Source organism: Pseudonocardia yuanmonensis, assembly GCF_039542425.1.
Classification (GTDB): domain Bacteria; phylum Actinomycetota; class Actinomycetes; order Mycobacteriales; family Pseudonocardiaceae; genus Pseudonocardia; species Pseudonocardia yuanmonensis.
Genome location: NZ_BAABIC010000002.1, coordinates 135,055 through 158,591 on the forward strand (window position 1 = coordinate 135,055; position 23,537 = coordinate 158,591).

The window sequence follows — 23,537 nt, forward strand, 5'->3', positions numbered from 1 at the left end:
GGGCGATGACCTCGGAGGTAATGGCGCGACCGCACGCCCGCGCGCGAGAGTCCGGGACATGGACCTGACCGAGCAGATGTACGCCGCCATGCCGTTCACGAGGACCCTGGGCGCGACGGCGGTCGCCGCCGACCGCGACGAGGTGCGACTGCGGCTGGAGTGGACCCCCGAGCGCTGCACCAGCGGCGGGCTGCTGCACGGCGGCGCCACCCTCGCGCTCGCCGACGCCGCCGGCGGCTGGGCCGGCTTCCTCAACCTGCCGGAGGGGGCCTCGGGGACGGCGACCACGTCGTCGTCGACGCACTTCCTGCGGCCGGTCACCGCGGGCGCGGTCGAGGCCGCCGCCCGGGTCCTGCACGCGGGGCGCACGGCGATCGTGGTGGTGGTCGACGTGACCGACGACCGGGGCCGGCTCACCGCGCGGGTGACCCAGTCGCAGGCGGTGTTGTAGGCGCCCAGGGTGGTTACCGACGGGGCCAGGCTCGGACCGGGCGCGCCGGGCCCGGCGCGGCTAGCGTCGTAACCGGAGGACCATCCACCTGTGAGGAGAGCGCGTGAAACTCGGCCTGCACATCGCGGACTTCACCTACCCGAGCGGCCCGCAGGGCCTCGCCGACGACCTCACCCGGATCGCCGTCACGGCCGAGGAGGCCGGGATCGCGCGGGTCAGCGTGATGGACCACGTCTGGCAGATCCGGCCCGTCGGGCCGATCGAGAACGACATGCTGGAGGCGTACACGACGCTGGGCTACCTGGCCGCGCGCACCGAGCGCGTCGAGCTGCTGGCGTGGGTCACCGCGGTCAGCTACCGCGACCCCGGCCTGCTCGCCAAGCTCGTCACCACCCTGGACGTGCTGTCGAAGGGCCGCGCGTGGCTCGGCATCGGCGCCGCGTGGAACGACGAGGAGGCCCGTGGCCTCGGCCTGTTCTTCCCGCCGACCGCCGAGCGGTTCGAGCGGCTGGAGGAGACGCTGCGCATCTGCCTGCAGATGTGGAGCGACGACGAGGGCCCGTTCGAGGGCACGCACTACCGGCTCGAGCGCACGCTGAACGTGCCGCAGTCGCTGACCCGCCCGCACCCGCCGATCCTCATCGGCGGCGGGGGCGAGAAGAAGACGTTGCGGCTGGTCGCGCAGTACGCGAACGCCTGCAACCTGTTCGCCGGCCCTGACCTGCCGCACAAGTTCGACGTGCTGCGGCGGCACTGCGAGGAGGTCGGCCGCGACTACGCCGAGATCGAGAAGACGGTCATGGGCCCGCTCGACCCGAGCGACCCGCCGGCGCTCGTCGAGCGGCTGACCGAGCTCGCCGCGCTCGGGGTGCAGGAGTACCACGGCATGGTGCCGGGGGTCTCCGAGCTCGAGCCGCTGCGCGTGCTGGGCAAGGAGGTCGTCCCGGCGGTCGCGGAGCTGTAGACCGCTTCCCGGGCGGGCCGGGAGGTCCCACACTGTCCCGATGGACGACGGAGATCGCGCGGTGTACCAGCGGCTCCGCGCCGCGCACCTGAGCGCGGTGCGGGCCGCGCTCGAGGACCACGTCGCGCGGCTCGACTGGCCGCCCGAGCGGATCGAACGGCACCGGACCGAGCGGCTGCGCGCGTTGCTCGGGTGGGCGCGCGAGCGGTCGCCCTTCCACGCGGCCCGGATGGGCGAGGTCGACCCGGCCACGGCGACCGTCGCCGACCTCGCCCGGCTGCCCGTGATGACCAAGCGGGAGGCCCAGGAGGAGTGGGACGCCGTCGTCACCACCCCCGGGCTGGACCGCGCCGGCGCCGAGCGGGTGCTCGCCGAGCAGCGCTGGTTCTCCTACACGCCCGCGGGGCACCAGGTGTTCAGCTCGGGCGGGTCCAGCGGTGTGCGGGGCGTGTACGTGTGGGACTGGGAGCAGTTCGTCACGCTCGCGTGCCTGGCGTGGCGCTGGCAGGCCCGGGCGGACCGGGCCGCCGGGACCGGCGGTCCGGCGCGGCTGGCGGTGCTGTCGGCCGGCGGGCCGCCGCACGCCAGCACGCCGCTCTTCGACGTGCCGACCGACCCGGCGACGGAGACCGTCGTGATCCCCGCCGCGGCGCCGTTCGACGACGTCAGCAAGGCCGTGGCCGACGCCGGGCCGACCGCGCTGGTGGGCTACGCCTCCGTGATCGGCCGGCTCGCCCGGGCCACGCTCGCCGGGGAGCTCGACGTCCGGCCGGTCCGGGTGAGCACCAACTCCGAGCCGCTGACGGACGAGGACCGGGCCGCCATCGCCGCGGCGTGGGGCGCGCCCGTGCACAACCTCTGGGGCTCGACCGAGATCGGCGTGCAGGCGGTCGGGTGCGGGCAGGGCGACGGCCTGCACGTCTCGGAGGACGAGGTCGTCCTCGAGCGGGTCGACGCGGACGGGCGCCCGGTCGGGCCCGGCGAGCCCGCGGCGCGCACCCTCGCGACGGGGTTGGCGGGCCGCACGTTCCCGTTCGTCCGCTACGACCTCGGCGACGAGGTCACGCTGCTCCCCGGGCCGTGCCCGTGCGGGAGCGCGATGCCGCGGGTCGCCGCCGTGGCCGGGCGGCGCGACGACGACTTCCACTACGGGACGCTCCTGGTCCCGGCCAGCGCGTTCCGGTACGTCCTGGGCACCGACCCGCTGATCTCGGAGTACCAGGTGCACCAGACCGCGGACGGCGCGGACGTGCTGGTGGTCGGGTCGCCGGACGTCCCGACGGTGACCGCGGCCCTGGTGGAGGCGCTGCAGCCCTACGGCCTCCCCGACGCCGCGATCACCGTCCGCACCGTCGACCGGATCCCGCGGCACGCCGCCACGGGCAAGCTCTCCCGCTTCGTCCCGCTGAGATAGCGCAACGCGTGCGCACTCAGGCCGCGGCGTCGCGCCTCGCGACCTCCTGGCGAACGAGCGGAATGACCTCGCGGCCGAACTCCTTCGCGTCCTCGAGCAGGTCGTAGCCGCGGGCGGACAGGATCCGGACGCCCAGGTCGTAGTAGTCCATGAGCGCCGCCGCCACGGTCTCCGGCGTCCCCACCAGCGCCGTCGAGTTGCCGGCGCCGCCGGTGGCCGCCGCCGTCACCGTCCAGAGCGCCCGGTCGTGCCGCTCGCCCTCGGCGGCGCTGGCGAGCAACCGCTGCGAGCCGGCGTTCTCCGGGTCGGTGAGCTTGTGCCGGCGGGTGAGCTGCCGCCCGCCGGCCGTCCGCTCGCGGATCCGCGCGACGGTCGCGTGCGCCTTCTCCCAGGCCTCCTCCTCGGTCCGGCCGAGGATCGGGCGGAAGGCGACCTGGAAGGTCGGCGCCGGGCGGCCGGCCTCCTTGGCGAGCTGGGTGATCGTCGTGATCTGCTCGGCGGTCCCGGCCAGCGGCTCGCCCCAGAGCGCGTAGATGTCGGCCTCCTCGGCGCCGACCTTGTAGGCGGCGGGGGAGGAGCCGCCGAAGGAGATCCGGGGCCGCGGCTTCTGCACGGGCTCGACGTCGAGCACGAAGTCCGAGAAGTCGTAGTGCTCGCCGTGGAAGTCCCACGGCTCCCTCTCCGTCCACGCCCGCTTGAGGATCTGGATCGCCTCGCGCGTGCGGTCGTAGCGGCGGTCCTTCGGCAGGACGTCGCCCTCGCGCTGCTGCTCGTGGTCGTTGCCACCCGTGATGACGTGCAGGGTGAGCCGGCCGCCGGACATCGCGTCGAGCGTGGCGACGGTCTTCGCCGTGAAGGTCGGGTAGGAGACGTTGGGCCGGTGGGCGAGCAGCAGCTGCAGCCGCTCGGTGTGGTCCGCGATGTACGCCGCGGCCTGCGCCGGGTCCGGGCTGCCCGACGAGTACGCCGTGAGGACGCGGTCCCAGCCGGTCTCCTCGTGCGCCCGGGCCAGGGCGAGGGTGAACGCGGGGTCGAACGCGGGGCCGGAGCGCGGACGGGTCTCGGTGCCGTCGTTCGTCGCTCCGATGCCGAGGAACTCCACGGGCATTGGCGTGCTCCTTCGCGGGCGGGAGTCGGCTCTCCCTCGGCACAAGGCCGCCGGGGCCCGGCGTGTTCCCCTCCGCGCATTCCCCGCGTGTCGCCTCAGGCGCTCTCGGCGAGCCGGCGCGCACGGCGGCGCAGGTCGGCGACCGACGCCAGGTCGCTGTCGACGGCCCGCACGGCCCGGCCGGTGTCGCGCAGCTCGTCGACGCTGCGGCGCACGGCCTCGAGCTGCTCCGTGGTCGCCTTCTCCCGGGCGGTCACCGCGGCACCGGCCGCGCGGCGCAACGCGGTCTGAGCGGTCCGGGAGGCGTCCCGCAGCTGCTTGACCAGCACGATCTGGAACTCGTCGACCACGGCGCGGAAGCCCGCGCGGGCCTCCTGACGGCGGCGGTCGAGGGCGCGCTTGCGCTCCGCCATCACCGCGGAGCCGCCCAGCGCGAGCGCGGCCGTCACGGCCCCGGTGATCAGGAGCCACAGCGGCAGGTGGATGCCCATGATCCTGGTCAGCACGAAGGCCATCATGATCCCGCCGTAGGAGGGCATGACGATCCCGACCATGCGGGCGGGCACCGGGAGGCGGCCGCCGCCCGACGACGCCGGGGGCGGCGCGAGGCCGTCGACGAGCGCGGCGGGGGTCACCATCGGCAGCGCCGGGACCTCGAGCGGGGTGTCGAGCTCGAGGTGCCGGCCGAGGCGGTCGGCGAGCGCGGAGACGGTGTCCCGGGCCTGGCCGCGGGCCCGGTCGGCCTCCGCGACCAGGCGGGTCCGGAGCTGCTCCTCGAGCCGGGCGCGGTCCCTGCGCGGGTCGGACGCGGCCAGGGCGGCCTCGGTCTCGGCGAGCACGGCACGGGACGCGGTGCGGACGGCGAACTCGGCGTCCGAGCCGAGGGTGGCGAAGCCGTCGGCGAGGAGCTGCGGCCACTCCCGGGCGAGTGCGCGCTCGTGCTCGGACCGGGTACGCGCGCGGGCGAACTCCGCGCGCAGCCGGTTCGCGCGGGCGGGGTCGGCGAGGGCGGCGCGGCGGAAGCGCAGGTCGGCGCCGAGGGAGGCGAGGGCGCGGTCGGTCTCCTCGCCCGCCGTGCGCACGGCGGCGGCCTCGCGCTCGGTGTTGCGGGCGAGCCGGAGCGCCTCGCGGGCCCGGCGCAGGCGGCGGATCAGGTCCTCGCGGTCGTTGGCCTCGGCACCCTCGAGGGTCTCGGACAGGAGCTCGGCGGCCTCGGCGGCGGGGCTGCGGGTGGGGGCGCTCATCTCCGGCTCCTCGGGTGCGGCGCTGCGGTCGTGCTCGGGTGCAGGGGGTGGTGCGGTCCGGCCGGCCCGCGGAACGGGCCGGCCGGGCCGGTCAGACGTCGTAGTACTCGTCGCAGCCGTCGTCCTCGGTGGACGCCTCGTCGAAGGTCTCGTCCTCGTCGTCCGTGGACGACACCTCCTCGAAGCCCTCGTCCTCCTCCGAGGTCTCCTCGACCTCCTCGGTCTCCTCCTCGTCGTAGTAGCCCTCGCTGTACTCGACGGTGTAGCTGCTGGCCCACGGCATGATGTGCTCCTCGGGTCGGTGGAGGCCCCCGTGCGGGGCCTCCGGTGCCGAGAACTGTGCCGATCCGCGCGGAGCGGGACGAGCGAGTCAACCCCCGCGAACCGGTCGTCGCCCCCCGTTCCGGATGTGGGGTGCACCCCACCCCACGGCGGGGGCAGGACCCCGGGAATAGCCGCGCTGGTCGCGGACGCTGTACAGCGCAAAGGCCGAGACGTGTGCCCGGGAGGACGATGAGCACCGCCATCGCGATCGTCGGGGCCGGCCCGCGCGGCGTGGGGATCCTCGAGCGGATCTCGGCCAGCGCGCCCGAGCTCTTCCGCGACGCCCTGGACGTCCACCTGGTCGACCCCTACCCGGCGGGTGCCGGACGGATCTGGCGGGACGCGCAGTCCCCCCTGCTCGCGATGAACTCGATGGCCGCGGACGTCACCATGTACACGGACGACTCCGTGGTCTGCGACGGGCCGATTATCCCCGGCCCGTCGTTCTGGGAGTGGGCCCAGGGGCTCACCGAGGAGGACCTCGCCGACTGGCCGCCGGAGCTGGCGGCCGAGCTGCGCGCCGTCACCGCGTCGACCTTCCCGAGCCGCCGGCTGCAGAGCCGCTACCTCGCGGCCGTGCTGCGCGCCGTCGTCGCCGCCCTGCCCGACACCGTCCGGGTACACGTCCACCCCGCCCGCGCCACCGGCCTGACCGAGCGCGCCGGCCGGCAGGTGCTCGCGATCGAGGGGGAGCCCGCACTGACGGTCGACGCCGTCGTGCTCGCGTCGGGGCACCTCGACGCCACCCCCGCGGCGGACGAGCAGGCCCTGCTCGACGCCGCCACCGCCCGCGGGCTGCGCTACCTCCCGCCGGAGCAGACCACGGACTCGGACCTCTCGATCGTCGAGCCGGGGGAGACGGTCGTCGCCCGCGGGCTCGGCCTGGCGTTCATCGACCTCGTGGTGCTGCTGTTCGAGGGCCGCGGCGGCCGGTTCGAGGAGGGCCCGGACGGGCTGACCTACGTGCCGTCGGGCCGCGAGCCACGGCTGGTCGCCGGCTCGCCGCGCGGCGCCCCCTACCACTCCAAGACGCACTACCAGCTGCGCGCGGGCCGCCCGCCGGTGCCGCGGTTCCTCACGTCGGCGGTCGTCGACGCGCTGCCGCGGCCGCTCGACCTGCGCCGCGACCTCTGGCCGCTGATGGCCAAGGAGATCGCCTTCGGCTGGTACCACGAGCTGTTCCTGGGCCACCCCGAGCTGGTCACGCTGCCGTGGACCGAGTTCGAGCCGCGCTACGCCGCCCTGGACTGGGACTCCCCGGAGATGGCGGGGCTGCTCGCGTCGGCCGTCCCCGACCCCGTCGACCGGATCGACTTCGCGGCGCTGGACCGACCCTTCGACGGGCTCGCCGCCGGGTCGCTGGAGGAGCTGCAGCCGCTGGTCCGCGCCCGGATCGCCGAGGACCTGCGCCAGCACACGGACGAGCGGCACACCCCGCACCTCGGGGCGTTCACGGCCATGCTCGCCGTCTACGGCGAGATCACCCGGGTGCAGGGCGCCGGCCTGCTCTCCGCCGCCTCGCGGGCGCGCGACGTCCCGTGGTGGCAGGGCTTCTTCAACTCGGTCGCGAGCGGCCCGCCCGGGTTCCGGGTGCGCCAGCTGCTGGCGCTGTCCGAGGCCGGGTTCGTGCAGTTCCTGGGCCCGGGCATGTGGGTCGACCTCGACGACGACGGGTTCCGCGCCGGCAGCAGCACGCTCGCCGGGGCGCCGCCGGTCCGGTCGACGATCCTCATCGACGCCCGGCTGCCCGACCCCAGCGTGGAGCGGACCGCGGACCCGCTGCTGGCCACCCTGCGCGCCGCCGGCGAGGTGTCCGAGGAGGTCCTGCGGGACGAGTCGGGCGCGGTGCTGCGGCGCACCGGGCTGGTGCGGGTGCGGCCGGCCGACGGGGCGCTGATCGACGCCGCCGGCAACGCCCACGGGCAGCGCTTCGCCGTCGGCCCGCACACCACGGTCAAGGTCGCGGGCGCCTTCACCCGGCCCGGGATGAACGCGCAGAGCCTGCGCTACAACGACGCCGTCGCCCGCGCCGTCCTGCTGTCCCTGCCGGGTGCGCGCAGCGCCGCCGCCTGACCCGGCCCGCCCCTGGCACACCGCCCGCCCCGGAACAGACGAACGGCACTTTCGCTCACATCTAGTGAGCGAAAGTGCCGTTCGCGTCGGGTGGGGTTTGTTCAGTCCTCGTCGGGGAGGGGGCGCGGGGTTGCGTCCGAGGGGATCCGCTCGGTCGACCCGCCGGCCGTCGCCCCGGCCAGCTCGCGGCCCTCGGGGACCGGCTGCACGGCGGCGGCGCGGGTGCGGCGGAGCCGCTGCACCGCGACGGCGACCGCGGCGACCCAGGCCGCCACGATCAGCACGTGGGCCGCGACGAGCACCGGGCCGGGGACGTCGAGCGCGTTCAGGATCGTCCGGGCGTTGGTGAAGACGATGATGCCGCCGACCGCGGTGCCCAGCACCGGCGCGGGGATCTTCGTGACCAGCCAGGCCGCGATCGGCGCCGCGACCAGCCCGCCGAGCAGCAGCCCGCCGATGGTCCACGGGTCGAGGACGGCGCTGCCCAGCCCGAGCAGGAACCCGAGGCTCGCGAAGATCGCGACCAGGAACTCCGAGGTGTCGACGGACCCGATCACCGTGCGGGGCGCGGTCTTGCCGGCCGTCAGCAGGGCGGGCGTCGCGACGGGACCCCACCCGCCGCCGCCGGTGGCGTCGACGAATCCGGCCACGAGACCCAGCGGCGACAGGAACTTCGACCGGTGCGGCGAGCGGCGGGCCGTCGCCTCGCGGGGCGGGCGGATCGAGAAGCGCAGCAGGATGTAGACGCCCAGGGCCAGCAGGATGCCGGACATGATCGGTGCGGCGTCCTCGGTGGACAGCGCCGACAGCACGGTGGCGCCGAGGAAGGCGCCGATCGCGCCCGGCACGCCGAGGCGGAGCACGAGCTTCCAGTCCACGTTGCCGAAGCGCCAGTGCGCGGCGCCGGCGGCGACGGTGGTGCCCACCTCGGCCAGGTGCACGGAGGCGCTCGCGGCGGCCGGGTTCACGCCGGCGATCAGCAGCAGCGAGGAGGACGTGACGCCGTAGGCCATGCCGAGGGCGCCGTCCACGAGCTGGGCGCCGAGGCCGACCAGGGCGAAGACGATCAGGGTGCGCATTGCGGAGTTCTCTCGCGGTGGTGGGCGCGCGCGAGGGCACGGCGGAGCGGCCGGGGGCGCGGCGCGGTCGAGCAGGGGAGGCGACGACGAGGGTCAGCGACAGAACTCGTCGAAGGCGTGGCCGCGACGGGACGGCCAGAACAGCTCCAGGTCCGTGACCCGGAGGGGCCGCACGGCGAAGGCGCCCGAGGGGGTCGGGCGCAGGTCGTCGGCGGGCACGACCCCATCGTGCGATCCGCGGCGGACGGGGACAACCGGGCGTCCGTGATGCGGGAGCAGCGGCAAATGTCCGGACGAAGTCGCAGGTCGGCGACGACGGTGCTGACGTGGGAAGACGCGGCGTCCGGTGATCGCCTCCGCTGATCGGCGTGGTCAGCCTCTCAGACCTGTCCGTCGACCTGTCCGGTTCGCGTCCCAGAGGAAGTCGCGTGGGACCGGACATTCGGGGGTGGGTCGTTCATGATCACCGGCTGCGTACCTCGCGGCCACACATGGCCGGCATGCACCGCAGGCGGTGATCGTGAGCCGGGGGCGAGGTCAGGCTGCGGCGGGGAGCAGGGCTGCGGCGGCGTGGTAGCGGGCCAGGACGACGTCGGCGATCGCGGGGTGCGCCCCGAGCGCCTCGGCGACGGGGGTGCCGCCGGCGTGCTCGTGCACCCGGTCGAGCAGGCGTCCGGGGGCGAGGAACCAGGACGCGACGGCGACGCGGCGGGCACCGCCGGCCCGCAGCTCCACGACGGCGTCGGCGACGCCGGGGGAGGCGGTGGCGAAGGCGGCGACCGTCCGCGGCCACCGCTGCGCCAGCCGGTGCACGACGGCGTTGGCCGCCTGGTGCGACGAGCCCGTTCCGGCGAGCACGAGCCCCAGGCCCGGGTCGCCGGGAGCGAGCCCGAGCGCCGCGAGCCTTTCGGCGGCGACGTCGAGCAGGGCGGGATCGGGCCCGAGGACGTCGGCGATCCGGACGTCGGGTGCCCCGGACTCCTCGATCACGGCCGGGATGTCGACGCGCGCGTGGTACGCCGAGCCGAGCAGCAGCGGCACCACGACGGCGGGCCGGTCCAGGCCGGCCAGCACCTCGCCGAACCCCGGTTCGTCGAAGTCGAGGAAGGCGGGCCGGACGTCGAGCCCCGGCGCGCGCGAGCGCACGACGTCGACGAGCGCCCGCACGGTCGCCGCGGACCGCGGGTCCCGGCTGCCGTGCGCGACGGCGACGAGCGTGGGGCTGGTCATGACGTCCTCGGTTCGTGTACTCGGCTGTTCGGCTCGCGGCGCGACTCGCGGAAGTTCAGAGCGCGACTCGCGGGAGCCCGGAGCGCGACTCGCGGAAGCTCAGAGCCCGACTCGCGGGAGCCCGGAGCGCGACTCGCGGTCCGGGAGCTCCCACCCGCGGTGCAGGAGCTCCCGACCCGCGGGTCAGAGGGCGGGGCCGAGCGCCAGCGGCGTGCCGACCAGGCCGGCGGCGAGCGTGTTGCCCGTCGGCGGGTCGATCAGCAGGAAGCTGCCGGTGGCACGGATGTCGGCGTAGTCGTCGACGGGCAGCGGGTCCGCGGTGCGCAGGGTGGCGCGGCCGATGTCGTTGAGCTCCAGGGTGGACGCCTCGACCTCGGTCAGCGTGTCCGTGTCGATCTTCGACTCGGGCGCGCCCACGATCACCTGCGTGGTGCGGGTGCCGTGCTTGAGCAGCAGCCGGGCGTTGGCGCGCAACGGCTTGTCGCTCAGCCAGCACAGGGTCGCGTCGATCTCGCCCGTCACCGTCGGCTGCGCGTCGGCGGCGACGAGCATGTCCCCGCGCGAGATGTCGATGTCGTCGGCGAGCCGGATCGTGACCGACCGTCCGGCGGTGCCCTCGTCGAGCGGCCCGTCGGCGGTGTCCACGTGGGTCACGGTCGTCTCGCGGCCCTCGGGCAACACGACCACCCTGTCGCCGGGCGCGACCGTGCCCGCCGCGATCTGACCGGCGTACCCCCGGTAGTCGTGCAGTTCCTCGGTCCGCGGGCGGATCACGTACTGCACCGGCATCCGGAAGGGCTTGGCCACCTCCGGTCCGACGACGGGGACGGACTCGAGGTGCCCGAGCAGCGTCGGCCCGTCGTACCAGGGCGTGTGCGCCGAGCGCTCGACGACGTTGTCCCCGACCAGCGCGGACACCGGGATCGTCTGGACGGCGTCGTCGGCGAACCCGAGCGACCTGGCCAGCCCGGTGAACTCCTTCTCGATGGCCCGCAGCGTCTCCTCGTCGTACCCGACCAGGTCGATCTTGTTGATCGCCAGGACGAGCCGCGGGACGCGCAGCATCGCGAGCACGGTGGCGTGCCGGCGGGTCTGCTCGACGATCCCGTTGCGGGCGTCGACGAGCAGCACGGCCAGCTCCGCCGTGGAGGCGCCGGTGACGGTGTTGCGCGTGTACTGGACGTGCCCCGGGGTGTCCGCGAGCACGAACTCGCGGGTCGGGGTGCCGAAGTACCGGTACGCGACGTCGATCGTGATGCCCTGCTCGCGCTCGGCGCGCAGGCCGTCGACCAGCAGAGACAGGTCCGGTGTGGCCAGTCCCTTGTCGACGGACGCGCGCCGCACGGCCTCGATCTGGTCGGCGAGGACGGACTTGGTGTCGTAGAGCAGCCGCCCGACCAGGGTGGACTTGCCGTCGTCGACGGAGCCGGCCGTCGCGAACCGGAGGAGATCCTTGCCCATGATCAGAAGTACCCCTCGCGCTTGCGGTCCTCCATGGCGGCCTCGGAGAGGCGGTCGTCGGCGCGGGTGGCGCCGCGCTCGGTGAGCCGGGAGGCGGTGACCTCGGCGATGATCTCGTCGAGGGAGGTCGCGGTGGACTCGACCGCGCCGGTGCAGGAGCCGTCGCCCACCGTGCGGTAGCGGACCGACTTCTTCTCGAGGGTCTCGGCGCCCCGTGGGCCGCCCCACGGGCCCTCGGCCAGCCACATGCCGTCCCGCCGGTAGACCTCGCGCTCGTGCGCGTAGTAGATGCTCGGCAGCTCGATCTGCTCGCGCTGGATGTAGCGCCAGACGTCCAGCTCGGTCCAGTTCGAGATCGGGAACACCCGGACGTGCTCGCCGGGGGCGTGCCGGCCGTTGTAGAGGTTCCACAGCTCGGGCCGCTGCTTGCGCGGGTCCCAGCGGCCGAACGCGTCCCGGAGCGACATGATCCGCTCCTTGGCGCGCGCCCGCTCCTCGTCCCGGCGCCCGCCGCCGAACACGGCGTCGAACCTGTGCTCGACGATCGCGTCGAGCAGCGGCTGGGTCTGCAGCGGGTTGCGGGTGCCGTCCGCGCGCTCGACCAGCCGGCCGTCGTCGATGTAGTCCTGGACCTTCGCGACCTCGAGCCGCAGGCCCAGGCGCTCGACGATGGTGTCCCGGAAGTCGATGACCTCGTCGAAGTTGTGCCCGGTGTCGACGTGCAGCAACGGGAACGGCACCGGCGCCGGCGCGAACGCCTTGACCGCCAGGTGCACCAGCAGGGTGGAGTCCTTGCCGCCGGAGAACAGGATCACCGGGCGGTCGAACTCGCCCGCGACCTCGCGGAAGATGTGGATGGACTCGGACTCGAGCGCGTCGAGCGCGTCGAGCGTGGCCTTCTTCTCGAGTGTCGTCATGAGACGTGCAGCCCGCATTCGATCTTCGACGTGCCCGCCCAGCGGCCGCTGCGCGGGTCGGCCCCGGGGAGGGGCTTGGCGGTGCAGGGGGCGCAGCCGATGCTCGGGTACCCCGCCCCGACCAGCGGGTTCACCAGGATCCCGTGGTCGGCGATGTACTTCTCCATGTCCTCGTCGCTCCACGCCGCGATCGGGTTGATCTTGACCAGCCCGAACTTCTCGTCGTAGGTGACCAGGGGGGTGTTCGCGCGCGTGGGGGCCTCGACGCGCCGGACGCCGGTGACCCAGGCGTCGTACTTCGCGAGCGTGTCCTGCAGCGGCGCGACCTTCCGCAGCGCGCAGCACCGGTTCGGGTCGCGCGACCACAGGTCCTTGCCCTCGGCGGCGTCCTGCTCGGCGACGCTCTGCGCCGCCTGCGCGTTGACCATCCGGACGTCGTAGACCTGCTCGACCGCGTCGCGCGTCCCGATGGTCTCGGCGAAGTGGTAGCCGGTCTCCAGGAAGAGGATCTCCACCCCGGGACGGGCCTTCGCAGCCAGGTCGACCAGCACGGCGTCCTGCATGTTCGACGCGACGATCAGGCGGTCGCCGAAGGTCTCCGCGGCCCAGGCGAGCACCTGCTCGGCGGTGGCGTCCGGCCCCAGCCGCTCGGCGCCCTGCTCGGCGAGGGAGCGCAGGTCCGTCTCGGTGGCAACACTCATGAGTCTGCTCCTTCGGGAACCCCGATGCCGACGAACGTCACGACGAAGGTGCGCAGGCAGGACGCGCACCACCACGCGGCACCGGGCACCTTCTCCGAACGCTCGGCGGGGGAGAGATCTTCCTCGCCGCAGTAGGGGCAGTGGTACGGGACGACCCTGGACGTCACTTGAGGTCCGCCTCGTCCGCGCGCAGCACCCACTGGGCGAAGCGCTCGCCCTGCTCGCGCTGCGCGACGTACTTGCGCACCACGCGCTCGACGTACTCGCCCAGCTCCTTGCTGGTCACCTTCAGCCCGCGGAGCTTGCGGCCGAAGCCGGCGTCGAGGCCGAGCCCGCCGCCCAGGTGCACCTGGAAGCCCTCGACCTGGTCGCCCTCGGCGTCCCGCACGATCATGCCCTTGAGGCCGATGTCGGCGACCTGGGTGCGGGCGCAGGAGTTCGGGCAGCCGTTGAGGTGGATCGAGACCGGGGTGTCGATGTCGCCCTGGACGTCGGCGAGCCGCTCCTCGAGGTCCGTGACCAGGCGGACCGCCCGCTCCTTGGTCTCGACGATCGCGAGCTTGCAGAACTCGATCCCGGTGCAGGCCATGGTCGCGCGGCGCCACGGCGAGGGGTTCGCCTGCAGGCCCAGCTCCTCGGCCTCGGCGACGAAGGACTCGACGGCGGCGTCCGGCACGTCGAGCACGACGACCTTCTGCTGCGGCGTGAGCCGGACCCGGCGCGAGCCCGCGGTCTCGGCGGCCTTGGCCAGCGCGACGAGGACGTCGCCCGACACCCGCCCCGACGCCGGCGCGAGCCCCACGTAGTTCGCCCCGTCCTCCTGCCTGTGCACGCCGACGTGGTCGATCGGACGCTCGGGGATCGCCGGGGCGGGCCCGTCGATCAGCTTCCGACCCAGGTACTCGTCCTCGAGGACCCGACGGAACTCCTCCGCGCCCCAGTCGGAGATCAGGAACTTGAGGCGGGCGCGGTTCCGCAGCCGTCGGTAGCCGTAGTCCCGGAACACGGAGACGACCCCGGCCCAGACGTCCGGGATCTCGTCGAGCGGGATCCACGCGCCCAGCCGCTGCGCGAGCTTGGGGTTCGTGGACAGCCCGCCGCCGACCCAGAGGTCGAAGCCGGGGCCGTGCTCGGGGTGCTCGACGCCGACGAACGAGACGTCGTTGACCTCGTGCGCGACGTCCTGCTGCCAGGAGATCGCCGTCTTGAACTTGCGGGGCAGGTTCGAGAACTCCTTGGACCCGATGTAGCGGTCCAGGATGGTGCGGATCGCCGGCTCCGGGTCGATCGGGTCGGCGGCCGCGATCCCGCCGACGGGCGAGCCGAGGATCACGCGCGGGGTGTCCCCGCAGGCCTCGGTGGTCAGCAGGCCGACGCCCTCGATCTTCTCCCAGATCGCCGGCATGTCCTCGACCTGGATCCAGTGGTACTGGATGTTCTGCCGGTCGGTGATGTCCGCGGTGTTGCGCGCGTACTGCTGGCTGACCTCGCCCAGGACCCGCAGCTGCTCGGTGGTCAGCGCGCCGCCGTCGCACCGGACCCGGAGCATGAAGTAGCGGTCGTCGAGCTCCTCGGGCTCCAGGGCGGCGGTGCGGCCGCCCTCGATCCCCGGCTTGCGCTGGGTGTAGAGGCCCCACCAGCGGAACCGGCCGCGCAGGTCGGAGGGGTCGATCGAGTCGAAGCCGCGCTTGGCGTAGATGTTCTCGATCCGCGCGCGGACGTTGAGCCCGTCGTCGTCGCGCTTGTTGCGCTCGTTCGGGTTCAGCGGCTCGCGGTGACCGAGCTTCCACTGGCCTTCGCCGCGCTTGCGCTTGGCAGGGGTGTCCGTGGGCGCGGAAGTGGGCATGGTGGTGGGAGCTCCTGGGCTCGGAGGAGGCTCGGGCATGCCGGGACGTTCGGGATGTCGGCGGGGCCGGAGCCTGGTCTGACGGGGTCGAGGGCGCAGCGCGGCGCTACCGTCGACAGAGCGCGCTGTTCACCCGGTGCAGGTCCACGTGGCGTCGGGCCACGAGGCGCAGGGTCAGCGCAGTCACGGACACCAGGGTGCCACGGTGTCCGGACGAAAGGCCACCGGGCGCCCGGATGCTGGGAGGGGATTCACAGCGATCAGGGGCACGGGCACCGGCGTCAGCCCCGGCCCCGTCCGTTCCCGTTGCCGTTCCCGTTGTTGCCGTTGCTCCGGTCGAAGTCCTCGTCCTCGTCGACGAAGCGGTCCTCGAAGTCCTCGAAGTCCTCGTCCTCGTCCTCGTCCCGCAGCACGACGCGGGGGGCCCGGGTGGGCGCGGCCGGCTCCGGGGTCGGGGTGGCCTGCTCGAGCGCGTCCCCGGCGGCGGTGGCGAGGTGCGGGACGGGCTGGAGGGTCGGCTCGACCGGCGCGGCGGGCGCGGGCGTGGGCACGGCGACCGCGGGGGCGACGGGATCCGGGCCGGACAGCAGGCTGGTGCCGAGGACGACGAGCCCGCCCGCGGCGGCGACCCCGCCGGCGAGGGCGGTCAGGACCCGTCGCCGCGGTCGCGCGGAGGCCGGCGACCGGTGCCGGGCGGGGGCCGTCGGTGCGGGCAGCGGAGCGGTCGCCGGGTGGACCGCGAGATCGCCGAGCCGCACGGCGACCTCGGCGGCCGTCGGCCGGGCCGTGGGCTCGTCCGCCGTCATCGCGATCAGCAGCGTCCGCAGCGGGGGATCGAGGTGCGGCGGCACGTCGGGGCGGCGGTGGATGCGCGCGACCGCCGACTCCAGCGCCGCGCCCGCGTACTCGCGCCGGCCGGTGAGCCCCTCCAGCAGGACGAGGCCGAGGGCGTAGACGTCGGCGGGCGGGCCGACCTCCCGGCCCTGGACCTGCTCGGGGGCCATGTAGGCGGGCGTCCCGACGGCGAGTCCCATCGTCGTGACGCGGGTGGCGTCGAGCAGCCGGGCGACGCCGAGGTCCGCGAGGAAGGCGCGGCCGGTGCGGTCGAGCAGCACGTTCGCGGGCTTGACGTCGCGGTGCACCACGCCGAGCGCGTGCAGGTGCGCGAGGGCGCCGGCGATCACCGTGCCGATCGTGATCACCCGCTCCGCCGGCACGGGGCCGAGCTCGACCAGGTCGGCGAGCGACCCGCCGTCGACCAGCTGCATGACGACGTAGCCCCGGGCCTCGCCGCCCTCACCGTCGACGCCGCTGTCGAGGACCTCGACCAGCGCCGGGTGGCGCGGCACCTCGTCGAGGCCCCGGACGCCGAGCCGGCGGACGTCGATCCCGGGGTGCAGCACCTTGACCGCCACCGCGCGCCCGGTCTGCAGGTCCGTCGCGCGGTGGACGTGTGCGGTCCCGCCCACGCCGATCAGCTCGTCGAGTCGGTACCGCTCGCCGAGCCGGTCCTCCACCGTGTCCGTCCCGCTGTCCATGCCGTGTGGGACCTCCTCCGCCGCCGTCGCGGCGACGGCCGCGCGATGCGTTCTTGGTACCCCATCCGGGTCGGCCCGCTCCGCACGCGCCCACGGGGAAGATCGGCGGCGGCCGAACGGCGGAGACGATCTCTCAGGTTCTCCCGTTCGCGTCGTGTCGGGGCGCCGGGGGTCGCGCGCGGGCGCGCGTGGCGGAATGATCCGCCGTGATTCGGAACGGCCGGGAGCGGGCACCCGGGCGCCGGCGGAAGGAGGGTCATGGCTCCGCGGCACGGACGCGCGCACGGGCGGATCCCCGCCGGGGAACTGCTGCGTCGCGAACGCCGGCCCCGGCGGCCCGGCCGGCGCGGGATGCTGGCGGCCCTCGCGACCGTCGGGGTGCTCGGGGTGGGCGGAGCGGCGACCTGGGCCGCGCTCACGACCGAGGATCCGGGGGAGGGGACGCCGACCGCGCTGCCGACCATCTCCTCCACGCCCTCCGCGGGCCCGACCCCGGACGGGTCTCCGCCGCCTGACGGCGGTGGGTCTCCGGGTTCTCCGGGCGGGCCGGGGTCCGACGACCGGGGTGCCGGCGGGTCCGGACCGGTGGGCTCCGAGACGCCCGGGGGTTCCGGGGGATCAGCTGGTTCGGGCTCGGCTGGTTCGGGCTCGGCCGGTTCCGGCGGGCCGTCGGGCCCGGGGTCCGGCGGTGCGCCCGGCTCCCCGGGTGGGGCGGCTCCGGGCGGCTCGGGCGGCACCGGCTCGGCACCGCCCGCCGGCGGCTCCGCTCCCGCTCCTGCCGGTCCCGCCGCTCCCGCACCCGCTCCGGCTGCGCCCGCTCCTGCCGGACCCACGCCCGTTGCTCCCGTTCCTGCTGCGCCCGTTCCTGCTGCGCCCGTTCCTGCTGCGCCCGCTCCGGCTGCGCCCGCACCCGGTGACCCTGCTCCTGGCGGCCCGGCGATCGCCGCGCCGCCGCCGCTCGTTCCGCCGCCCGGACGGGCGGGCGCGACCCCGCAGGAACCGGAACCCATCTACCCCGGGCCCCGCCGCGTCGTCCCCGACCCGGCCGACGCCCCCGTCGACGACCGGGGCGAGGACCGCGCGCAACACCGCGCGGACGAGGCCGAGCGACGCGCCGAGCTCGCCGCGGAGCAGGCCGAGCGCCGGGTCGAGCTGCGCGTCGAGCGGGCCGAACGTCGCGCGGACGAGGCCGAACTCCGAGCGGAGCCGCGCGCCGCCTCCCAGGAGCGGCACGACGAAGCCGCCGCCCAGGAGCGGCAGGACGAACTGGCCGCCGACCTGGCGGAAGCGGAGGAGGACGGGCTCTCCTCGGCCACCGGCCGTTGGATCTTCCGCGCGGACGAGCGGGTCGGATCCGGACGACACCGGGCGGACCGGGCGGACCGGGCGGACCGGGCGGACCGGGCGGACCGGGCGGACCGGGCGGACCGGGCGCAGAGCTGAGCAGCCGCCGGGGCGACCAGGCGCCCGAGCGACCAGGCGCCCGAGCGACCAGGCGCCGGGGCGACCAGGCACAGGGGCGGCTCCGGCCGGCGATGGACGCGTCGCTCGCCGATCGCCGTCGGTGGTGCCGCAGCACCTCGTCGCCACCGCGGCGTGGCCGACGTCATCCCCCGGAACACCTTTGCAGTGCTCGCGCATCCGCGTGCGGGAGGCCTTCGGCTGCGGGAGGCCTTCGCCTGCGGGAGGCCTTCGCCTGCGGGAGGCCTTCGTGTGCGGGAGACATTCGCGTGCGGGAGAGAGTCGCGTGCGGGAGATCCGGCGGCCGGCCGTACCACTCGCACTCCAGTCCGCGCCCCCTCGATCGCGAGTACGGAGCGCTGCCGGCGCTCAGTGCGGATCCCGTCCCTCCGCGGCAAAGACCAGTGTGAGCGCACCCTCCCCGGCTCGGCCGGAGGCCACTGCGGGGAGTCCGTACCGTGGGAGTCGTGAGCAGCACGCCGTTCGGGATCTACGTGCACGTGCCCTTCTGCGCGTCGCGCTGCGGCTACTGCGACTTCAACACCTACACCGCGTCCGAGCTGGAGGGGTCCGGCTCCTCGCCCGACGGCTGGCTCGAGGCCGTCCGCCGAGAGCTGGCGCTGGCCCGCCGGACCGTCGGCGACCGCGCGGTGGACACCGTGTTCGTCGGCGGCGGGACCCCGTCCCTGATCGGCGCCGCCCGCCTCGGCACGGTGCTCGACGCCGTCCGGGACGAGTTCGGCCTCGCCCCGGGTGCCGAGGTCACCACCGAGTCGAACCCCGAGTCGACGTCGCCCGAGTTCTTCGCCGAGCTCGTCGGTGCCGGGTTCACGCGCGTCTCGCTCGGCATGCAGTCCGCGGCCCCGCACGTCCTGCGGGTGCTGGAGCGCCGGCACACCCCGGGCCGGGCCGTGGAGGCCGCCGGCGAGGCCGCCGCGGCCGGGATCGCGCACGTCAACCTCGACCTGATCTACGCGACGCCCGGCGAGACCACCGACGATCTGCGCGCCTCCGTGGAGGCCGTGCTCGCCGCGGGCGTCGACCACGTCTCGGCGTACTCGTTGATCGTCGAGGACGGCACCGCGCTGGCCCGCCGGGTCGCCCGCGGGGAGCTGCCCGCGCCGGACGACGACGTCGCCGCCGAGCGCTACGAGCTGATCGACGACCTGCTCGGCGCGGCCGGGCTGCACTGGTACGAGGTCTCGAACTGGGCGCGCACGCCCGAGGCGGAGTGCCGGCACAACCTCGGCTACTGGCTCGACGGCGACTGGTGGGGCGTCGGGCCCGGCGCCCACTCGCATCTCGCCGGCCGGCGCTGGTGGAACGTCAAGCACCCGGCCCGCTACGCGGCCGCGCTCGGGGCCGGCGGCTCGCCCGAGGCCGACCACGAGGTGCTGACCGCCGAGGACCGCCACACCGAGCGCGTGATGCTGCGGCTGCGCCTGGCGAGCGGCCTCGACCTCGCGCTGCTCGACGAGCCCGCCCGCCGCGAGGCCGAACGCGCCGCCGCAGGCGGCCTGCTCGACCCCGCCGCCCTCGACCGCGGCCGCGCGGTGCTCACCCGCCCCGGCCGTCTGCTCGCCGACCGCGTGGTGCAGGACCTGCTCCTCGCGAGCGAGAGCGCCCCGGCGTGAGCCCTCGCCGGAGACTGCTGGTCGCGATCCTGGCCGCGCTCGTGCTCGTGGTGGCGGTGGTCGTCGGCGTGCGCGTGGTGGGATCGTCCGGCCCCAGCGTCGACGTCGACGCCCGCCCCGCCCAGGACCGCCCCGGTCCCGTGCTGCTGGTCCCGGGCTACGGCGGCGGGCGGGACTCCCTGCTGCGGCTCGCGGCGCAGATCGAGTCGACCGGCCGCGACGCGCAGGTGCTCACCCTCGTCGGTGACGGCACCGGCGACCTGTCCGCGCAGGTCCAGGTGCTCGACGGCGCCGTGGACGCCGCTCTCGCGGCCGGCGCCCCGTCCGTCGACGTCGTCGGCTACAGCGCCGGCGGCGTGGTCGCCGGGTTGTGGGTCGCCCGCGACGACGGCGCCGCCAAGGCCCGTCGGGTCGTCACGCTCGGCTCGCCGCTGAACGGGACCTCGCTCGCGGCGGTCGCCATCGCCCAGGCGCCGGACGCCTGCCCCACGGCCTGCCGCCAGCTCGCGCCCGGATCCGCCGAGCTCGCCGAGCTGGGTCGGGCCCGCGTCGGGAGCGCCCTGCCCTGGCTCTCGGTGTGGACCGGGAACGACGAGACCTCCACCCCGCCGGACACCGCGAACCTCCCCGGCGCGGTCAACGTGCCGGTGCAGCAGGTCTGCCCGGGCGCCCGCGTCACGCACTCCGGACTGCCGACCGACCCCACGGTGACCGGGCTGGTCCTGCGGGGCATCGCGGCGCAGCCGATCGACCTGACCGGCGCCGGCTGCGGCACCGCCGCCGCCCCCTGAGCCCCGCTCCCTGAGCCCCGCTCCCTGAGCCCCGCTCCCTGAGCCCCGCCCCCTGAGCCCCGCCCCCTGAGCCCGCCCCTGAGCCCCGCCCTGAGCCCCGCCAGTCCTGATCATCGCGCGCGGTACCTGACGGCCACCCACGGCCGCGAGGTACCGCACCCGACGACATGGTCAAAAGCACCTCCACCCCGGCGGTGATCACCGGTGGTGACCGATCACGGCCGTCTGCGGCCGGAAAGGGTCAGGAGCGGCGATCACGCGGTCCGACCCGCCGCACGATCACCGCGTGCGGTACCCGACGGCCACCCACGGCCGCGAGGTACCGCACCTGACGATCACGGTGACAAGGCGCCGCCACCCCGGATGTGATCGCCGGAGTCGCCTCACGTCGTCACGTCCTTGGTGCTGAAGTTGGCCCAGGCGGCGCCGAAGGCGACGACGACGTACCCGAGCTGCACCAGCGCCCCCTCCCGCACGTTGGTCCAGAGGATCGGGTCGCGGTAGAGGTCGATCCACGCCAGCCAGTGCGAGGTCGGCAGGTAGGGCTCGATCGCGGCGGCGGCGTCGAGCGGCTGCAGCGCCGCACTGGCCACGACGAACGCCAGCACCCCGAGCGTGGCGGCGAGCGGGGAGTCGGTGAGGGTCGAGAAGAACAGCCCCACCGCGCCGAGCGCGAGCATGCACAGCGCCAGGTACCCGACGGTCGTCGCGGTCCGGGCGATCACGTCCGCCGGCGTCAGCTCGACCCCGGACAGGGACGGGATCGCACCCGCACCGCCGAGCGAGGCGTCCGGCCCGAAGCCGAACGCGGCGATCCCCACGACGTAGGACACCAGGGTCACGAACAGCACCGCGAGCAGCACGAACGCCGCCACCGAGAGCAGTTTCGCGATCAGCAGCCGCGCCCGCCCGACCGGCCGCACCAGCAGGTACCGCAACGTCCCGGCCGAGGCCTCGCCCGCCACCGTGTCGCCCGCGACGATCGCCACCGTGATCGGTAGGAAGATCGGGATGACGAGCGCGAGCGCGGCCGCCGGGAAGATCTGCCCGTTGCTCACCACCGCCGACAGGAACGCGCCCCCGCGCCCGGGCGGCGGGGCCAGCCGGGTGGTGGCGAGCAGGATCGCGACGAGCGTGGGCAGCGCGCAGAGCAGCACCCAGCACAGCCACACCCGCCGGCGGCGCAGCATCAGCCGCAGCTCGACCCCGATCACCGGGGCTCCTCCGGCCGCCGGGACCCGGCCGGACCGGGTGTCGCCCGGTCCATCCGGTCGGTCCCGCTCCCGGTCAGCTCCAGCACCACCTGCTCCAGCGTCCGGCGTTCCTCGGTCAGCCCGGTCACCCGCACGCCGCCCGCGACCAGCCGGGCGTTGAGCGCCGCGGGCTCCACCCCGCGCACCGTGACCGTGTCCCCGCTGCGGCCGACGACCTGCCCGTTCAGCAGCCCGACGACGGCGTCGGGCTCGGGGGTGCGGACCCGGACCCGGCCGGTCGGGGTGCGCAGGGCCGCGAGCTGGGAGGTCAGCGCGAGCCGCCCGGCGTCCATCACCCCCACGTGCGTGCACAGCGCCTCCACCTCGGTGAGCAGGTGCGAGGACAGCACCACGGTGGTCCCCGCCTCGTTCAGCGAGGTCAGCAGCGCGCGCATCTCCTGGATGCCGCGGGGGTCGAGGCCGTTGGTGGGCTCGTCGAGCAGCAGCAGCTCGGGTTCGCGCAGCAGCGCGGCGGCGATGCCGAGCCGCTGGCGCATGCCGAGCGAGTAGGCCCGCACCGGGCGCCGGTCGACGCCGCCGAGCCCGACCCGCTCCAGGGCGTCGTCGACCCGCCGGCGGCGGTCCCGCAGCCGCCCGCCGCGCCCCGCCGCGTCGAGCAGCCGCAGGTTGGCGCGCCCGGACAGGTGGCTCCACGCCGCCGGGCCCTCCACGAGCGCCCCGACCCGCGGCAGCACGGACGCCGCCCGCCGCGGCATCGGCTCGCCCAGTACCTCGATCCGGCCGGACGTGGCGTGGACCAGCCCGAGCAGCATCCGGACCAGCGTGGTCTTGCCGGAACCGTTGGGGCCGAGCAGTCCGAAGCGCACGCCCGGCGGGACCTGCAGCGCGACGTCCCGCACCGCCGTGACCCGGCCGAACCGTTTGGTGAGCCCGCTCGTCTCGATGATCACGCGCGCCGCCCCGGGAGCTCCCGCACGGCCTGCTCCAGCACCTCGGGCGCGACGGTCCCGGCCAGCAGCACCCCGCCGCGCCGGATCCCGCCGCGCGCGACGACGGACAGCAGCGGCGTGCTGAGCCGCGCGGCCCGGCCGACGGGGACGTCGACGGTGACCCCGCCGGCGGACGGGGCGCCGTCGATCACCCGGTCGGCGATCCCCCGTGAGGCCGGGACCAGCACGAACCCGGCCACCCCGGCGCCGTACACCCCGACCCCGGGCAGGCCCTCCCCGAGCGGGACGCGGTCGCGGCCGGCGAGGCGTGCGGGCGGGTCGGCGGCGTCGAGCTGGCGGAGGGCCCCGGCGAGGTCGGCGGCCTCCGCGGCGACCGATCCGGCGCCGGGCGGCACGGCGGGGGTGAGGGTGCGGTCGTCGGGGACGGTCAGCGCGACCTCCAGGAACTCGGTGAACAGCAGCGGGCGGTCGTCCGTGCGCGCGGCCACCTCGACGCGCAGCGGCAGGCCGGACGACGGGTCGCACCAGACGTCGATGCGCCCGACGGTGGTGTCCGGGTCTGCCGGGCTGATCCGGAGGCCCGCGGCGGAGAACCCGGCGATCCGGCGCGGCTCGAGCGACATCACGGGGTCGGTCCGGGTCAGTCCGACGAGCCGGCGGGCCAGCTCGGAGGGCACGAGGTCGCCGGCCCGGGGGAGCCGGACCGGGGTCTCGCCGGTGACCGTGGTGAGCTGGTTCGCGCCGAAGTCCCAGAGGTACTCGCGGCCGTCGCGGCGGTAGGTGTCGCGCTCGCCGGCCGGGGTGAGCTCGTCGACCCGCCACCGGTCCGGTCCGGCCACGTAGGCGCGCAGCTGCGTGACGCCGGTGAACAGCGCCGTGACCTGCTCCAGCGCGGGGATCTCGGGCAGCCCGAGCCGACCGGTGCTCTCGGCGTACCCGACGTGCGGCGGGACCCCGGCCAGCACCCGGCCGCGCAGCGCCTCCGCCGGCTCGTCCGACCCGCTCGCCGGCAGGGTGGTCGCGGCCGCGCCGAGGAGTGCCGCGGTGCCGGCGACGACCAGCACCCAGCGTCGGGTCACCCGGGGAGCAGCCATCCCCGTCCAGACTGCCACCCGCGGGTGAAGGGCGTGTGTGGGC

General features: G+C 75.3%; 22 protein-coding genes. 7 read left to right on the plus strand and 15 right to left on the minus strand.

Annotation, left to right across the window (positions count from 1 at the left end; all coding sequences use genetic code 11):
* The first annotated feature begins 58 nt into the window (after positions 1–58).
* The 3 genes from ABD990_RS03020 (at position 59) to ABD990_RS03030 (ending at position 2,829) form a co-directional block, all read left to right on the plus strand.
* Entirely contained in the window at positions 59–451 is a 393-nt protein-coding gene (locus tag ABD990_RS03020) for a PaaI family thioesterase (RefSeq protein WP_345378149.1), read from the plus strand.
* A 103-nt stretch (positions 452–554) separates the two neighbouring features.
* On the plus strand, positions 555–1,415 hold the full coding sequence (locus ABD990_RS03025) for an LLM class F420-dependent oxidoreductase (protein ID WP_345378150.1): 861 nt from the start codon (positions 555–557) through the stop codon (positions 1,413–1,415).
* 40 nt (positions 1,416–1,455) lie between these two features.
* Complete coding sequence (locus ABD990_RS03030; protein ID WP_345378151.1) at positions 1,456–2,829, plus strand: phenylacetate--CoA ligase family protein; 1,374 nt, start codon at positions 1,456–1,458, stop codon at positions 2,827–2,829.
* 16 nt (positions 2,830–2,845) lie between these two features.
* On the opposite strand, the gene ABD990_RS03035 is transcribed toward ABD990_RS03030, so the two are convergent.
* The 3 genes from ABD990_RS03035 to ABD990_RS03045 form a co-directional block, all read right to left on the minus strand.
* Positions 2,846–3,937 carry an LLM class flavin-dependent oxidoreductase gene (locus ABD990_RS03035; RefSeq protein WP_345378153.1) on the minus strand — a complete coding sequence of 364 codons (1,092 nt, stop codon included), beginning with the start codon at positions 3,935–3,937 and terminating at the stop codon, positions 2,846–2,848.
* A gap of 95 nt (positions 3,938–4,032) precedes the next feature.
* A complete protein-coding gene (locus ABD990_RS03040) occupies positions 4,033–5,181 on the minus strand; it encodes a hypothetical protein (RefSeq protein WP_345378154.1) in 1,149 nt (382 codons plus the stop codon).
* Positions 5,182–5,272: 91 nt separating this feature from the next.
* Positions 5,273–5,464 carry a hypothetical protein gene (locus ABD990_RS03045; protein ID WP_345378155.1) on the minus strand — a complete coding sequence of 64 codons (192 nt, stop codon included), beginning with the start codon at positions 5,462–5,464 and terminating at the stop codon, positions 5,273–5,275.
* A gap of 230 nt (positions 5,465–5,694) precedes the next feature.
* Between ABD990_RS03045 and ABD990_RS03050 the strand changes: the two genes are divergently transcribed.
* Complete coding sequence (locus ABD990_RS03050) at positions 5,695–7,578, plus strand: FAD/NAD(P)-binding protein (protein WP_345378157.1); 1,884 nt, start codon at positions 5,695–5,697, stop codon at positions 7,576–7,578.
* Positions 7,579–7,679: 101 nt separating this feature from the next.
* On the opposite strand, the gene ABD990_RS03055 is transcribed toward ABD990_RS03050, so the two are convergent.
* The 9 genes from ABD990_RS03055 to ABD990_RS03095 all read right to left on the minus strand — a co-directional run bounded on the left by ABD990_RS03055 (position 7,680) and on the right by ABD990_RS03095 (position 16,350).
* Positions 7,680–8,657: a sulfite exporter TauE/SafE family protein gene (locus ABD990_RS03055; protein ID WP_345378158.1), complete on the minus strand. Its 978-nt coding sequence runs from the start codon at positions 8,655–8,657 to the stop codon at positions 7,680–7,682.
* 93 nt (positions 8,658–8,750) lie between these two features.
* Positions 8,751–8,876: a hypothetical protein gene (locus ABD990_RS03060; RefSeq protein ID WP_345378160.1), complete on the minus strand. Its 126-nt coding sequence runs from the start codon at positions 8,874–8,876 to the stop codon at positions 8,751–8,753.
* 318 nt (positions 8,877–9,194) lie between these two features.
* A complete protein-coding gene (locus ABD990_RS03065) occupies positions 9,195–9,887 on the minus strand; it encodes a sirohydrochlorin chelatase (protein ID WP_345378162.1) in 693 nt (230 codons plus the stop codon).
* Between the two features lie 183 nt (positions 9,888–10,070).
* The gene (locus tag ABD990_RS03070) at positions 10,071–11,348 is read right to left on the minus strand and encodes a sulfate adenylyltransferase subunit 1 (protein WP_345378163.1); all 1,278 of its coding nucleotides are present in this window, start codon (positions 11,346–11,348) and stop codon (positions 10,071–10,073) included.
* 2 nt (positions 11,349–11,350) lie between these two features.
* Entirely contained in the window at positions 11,351–12,265 is a 915-nt protein-coding gene (gene cysD, locus ABD990_RS03075; RefSeq protein ID WP_345378164.1) for a sulfate adenylyltransferase subunit CysD, read from the minus strand.
* The gene (locus ABD990_RS03080) at positions 12,262–12,966 is read right to left on the minus strand and encodes a phosphoadenylyl-sulfate reductase (protein ID WP_345378165.1); all 705 of its coding nucleotides are present in this window, start codon (positions 12,964–12,966) and stop codon (positions 12,262–12,264) included. The genes cysD and ABD990_RS03080 overlap by 4 nt, the downstream gene beginning before the upstream one ends.
* The gene (locus tag ABD990_RS03085) at positions 12,963–13,133 is read right to left on the minus strand and encodes an Insertion element protein (RefSeq protein ID WP_181782410.1); all 171 of its coding nucleotides are present in this window, start codon (positions 13,131–13,133) and stop codon (positions 12,963–12,965) included. The genes ABD990_RS03080 and ABD990_RS03085 overlap by 4 nt, the downstream gene beginning before the upstream one ends.
* Positions 13,130–14,812 carry a nitrite/sulfite reductase gene (locus ABD990_RS03090; RefSeq protein WP_345378170.1) on the minus strand — a complete coding sequence of 561 codons (1,683 nt, stop codon included), beginning with the start codon at positions 14,810–14,812 and terminating at the stop codon, positions 13,130–13,132. Before ABD990_RS03090 ends, ABD990_RS03085 begins: the two co-directional genes overlap by 4 nt.
* Positions 14,813–15,093: 281 nt before the next feature.
* A complete protein-coding gene (locus ABD990_RS03095; protein WP_345378171.1) occupies positions 15,094–16,350 on the minus strand; it encodes a serine/threonine-protein kinase in 1,257 nt (418 codons plus the stop codon).
* Between the two features lie 258 nt (positions 16,351–16,608).
* Here ABD990_RS03095 and ABD990_RS03100 point away from each other — a divergent pair, with 258 nt between their 5' ends.
* The 3 genes from ABD990_RS03100 to ABD990_RS03110 all read left to right on the plus strand — a co-directional run bounded on the left by ABD990_RS03100 (position 16,609) and on the right by ABD990_RS03110 (position 20,236).
* A complete protein-coding gene (locus ABD990_RS03100; RefSeq protein WP_345378173.1) occupies positions 16,609–17,793 on the plus strand; it encodes a hypothetical protein in 1,185 nt (394 codons plus the stop codon).
* Positions 17,794–18,278: 485 nt separating this feature from the next.
* Positions 18,279–19,445: a radical SAM family heme chaperone HemW gene (hemW, locus tag ABD990_RS03105; RefSeq protein WP_345378174.1), complete on the plus strand. Its 1,167-nt coding sequence runs from the start codon at positions 18,279–18,281 to the stop codon at positions 19,443–19,445.
* Positions 19,442–20,236 (plus strand): esterase/lipase family protein, encoded by a 795-nt coding sequence (locus tag ABD990_RS03110; RefSeq protein ID WP_345378175.1) that lies wholly within the window; start codon positions 19,442–19,444, stop codon positions 20,234–20,236. The genes hemW and ABD990_RS03110 overlap by 4 nt, the downstream gene beginning before the upstream one ends.
* Before the next feature lie 383 nt (positions 20,237–20,619).
* Here the strand turns inward: ABD990_RS03110 and ABD990_RS03115 are convergent, their stop codons facing one another.
* The 3 genes from ABD990_RS03115 to ABD990_RS03125 are packed head-to-tail and all read right to left on the minus strand — an operon-like array spanning position 20,620 to position 23,494.
* Positions 20,620–21,450 (minus strand): ABC transporter permease, encoded by an 831-nt coding sequence (locus tag ABD990_RS03115; protein ID WP_345378176.1) that lies wholly within the window; start codon positions 21,448–21,450, stop codon positions 20,620–20,622.
* A complete protein-coding gene (locus ABD990_RS03120) occupies positions 21,447–22,400 on the minus strand; it encodes an ABC transporter ATP-binding protein (protein WP_345378177.1) in 954 nt (317 codons plus the stop codon). Before ABD990_RS03120 ends, ABD990_RS03115 begins: the two co-directional genes overlap by 4 nt.
* Entirely contained in the window at positions 22,397–23,494 is a 1,098-nt protein-coding gene (locus ABD990_RS03125) for a hypothetical protein (protein WP_345378179.1), read from the minus strand. Before ABD990_RS03125 ends, ABD990_RS03120 begins: the two co-directional genes overlap by 4 nt.
* Positions 23,495–23,537 lie beyond the last annotated feature (43 nt).

Bases quoted from the DNA above. Each gene is read 5' to 3' on its own strand.
- cysD (WP_345378164.1), bottom strand. From the start codon at position 12,265: ATGACGACACTCGAGAAGAAGGCCACGCTCGACGCGCTCGACGCGCTC.
- ABD990_RS03050 (WP_345378157.1), top strand. From the start codon at position 5,695: ATGAGCACCGCCATCGCGATCGTCGGGGCCGGCCCGCGCGGCGTGGGG.
- ABD990_RS03070 (WP_345378163.1), bottom strand. From the start codon at position 11,348: ATGGGCAAGGATCTCCTCCGGTTCGCGACGGCCGGCTCCGTCGACGAC.
- ABD990_RS03065 (WP_345378162.1), bottom strand. From the start codon at position 9,887: ATGACCAGCCCCACGCTCGTCGCCGTCGCGCACGGCAGCCGGGACCCG.
- ABD990_RS03125 (WP_345378179.1), bottom strand. From the start codon at position 23,494: ATGGCTGCTCCCCGGGTGACCCGACGCTGGGTGCTGGTCGTCGCCGGC.
- ABD990_RS03090 (WP_345378170.1), bottom strand. From the start codon at position 14,812: ATGCCCACTTCCGCGCCCACGGACACCCCTGCCAAGCGCAAGCGCGGC.
- ABD990_RS03030 (WP_345378151.1), top strand. From the start codon at position 1,456: ATGGACGACGGAGATCGCGCGGTGTACCAGCGGCTCCGCGCCGCGCAC.
- ABD990_RS03095 (WP_345378171.1), bottom strand. From the start codon at position 16,350: ATGGACAGCGGGACGGACACGGTGGAGGACCGGCTCGGCGAGCGGTAC.
- ABD990_RS03055 (WP_345378158.1), bottom strand. From the start codon at position 8,657: ATGCGCACCCTGATCGTCTTCGCCCTGGTCGGCCTCGGCGCCCAGCTC.
- ABD990_RS03035 (WP_345378153.1), bottom strand. From the start codon at position 3,937: ATGCCCGTGGAGTTCCTCGGCATCGGAGCGACGAACGACGGCACCGAG.
- ABD990_RS03045 (WP_345378155.1), bottom strand. From the start codon at position 5,464: ATGCCGTGGGCCAGCAGCTACACCGTCGAGTACAGCGAGGGCTACTAC.
- ABD990_RS03040 (WP_345378154.1), bottom strand. From the start codon at position 5,181: ATGAGCGCCCCCACCCGCAGCCCCGCCGCCGAGGCCGCCGAGCTCCTG.
- ABD990_RS03020 (WP_345378149.1), top strand. From the start codon at position 59: ATGGACCTGACCGAGCAGATGTACGCCGCCATGCCGTTCACGAGGACC.
- ABD990_RS03080 (WP_345378165.1), bottom strand. From the start codon at position 12,966: ATGAGTGTTGCCACCGAGACGGACCTGCGCTCCCTCGCCGAGCAGGGC.
- ABD990_RS03100 (WP_345378173.1), top strand. From the start codon at position 16,609: ATGGCTCCGCGGCACGGACGCGCGCACGGGCGGATCCCCGCCGGGGAA.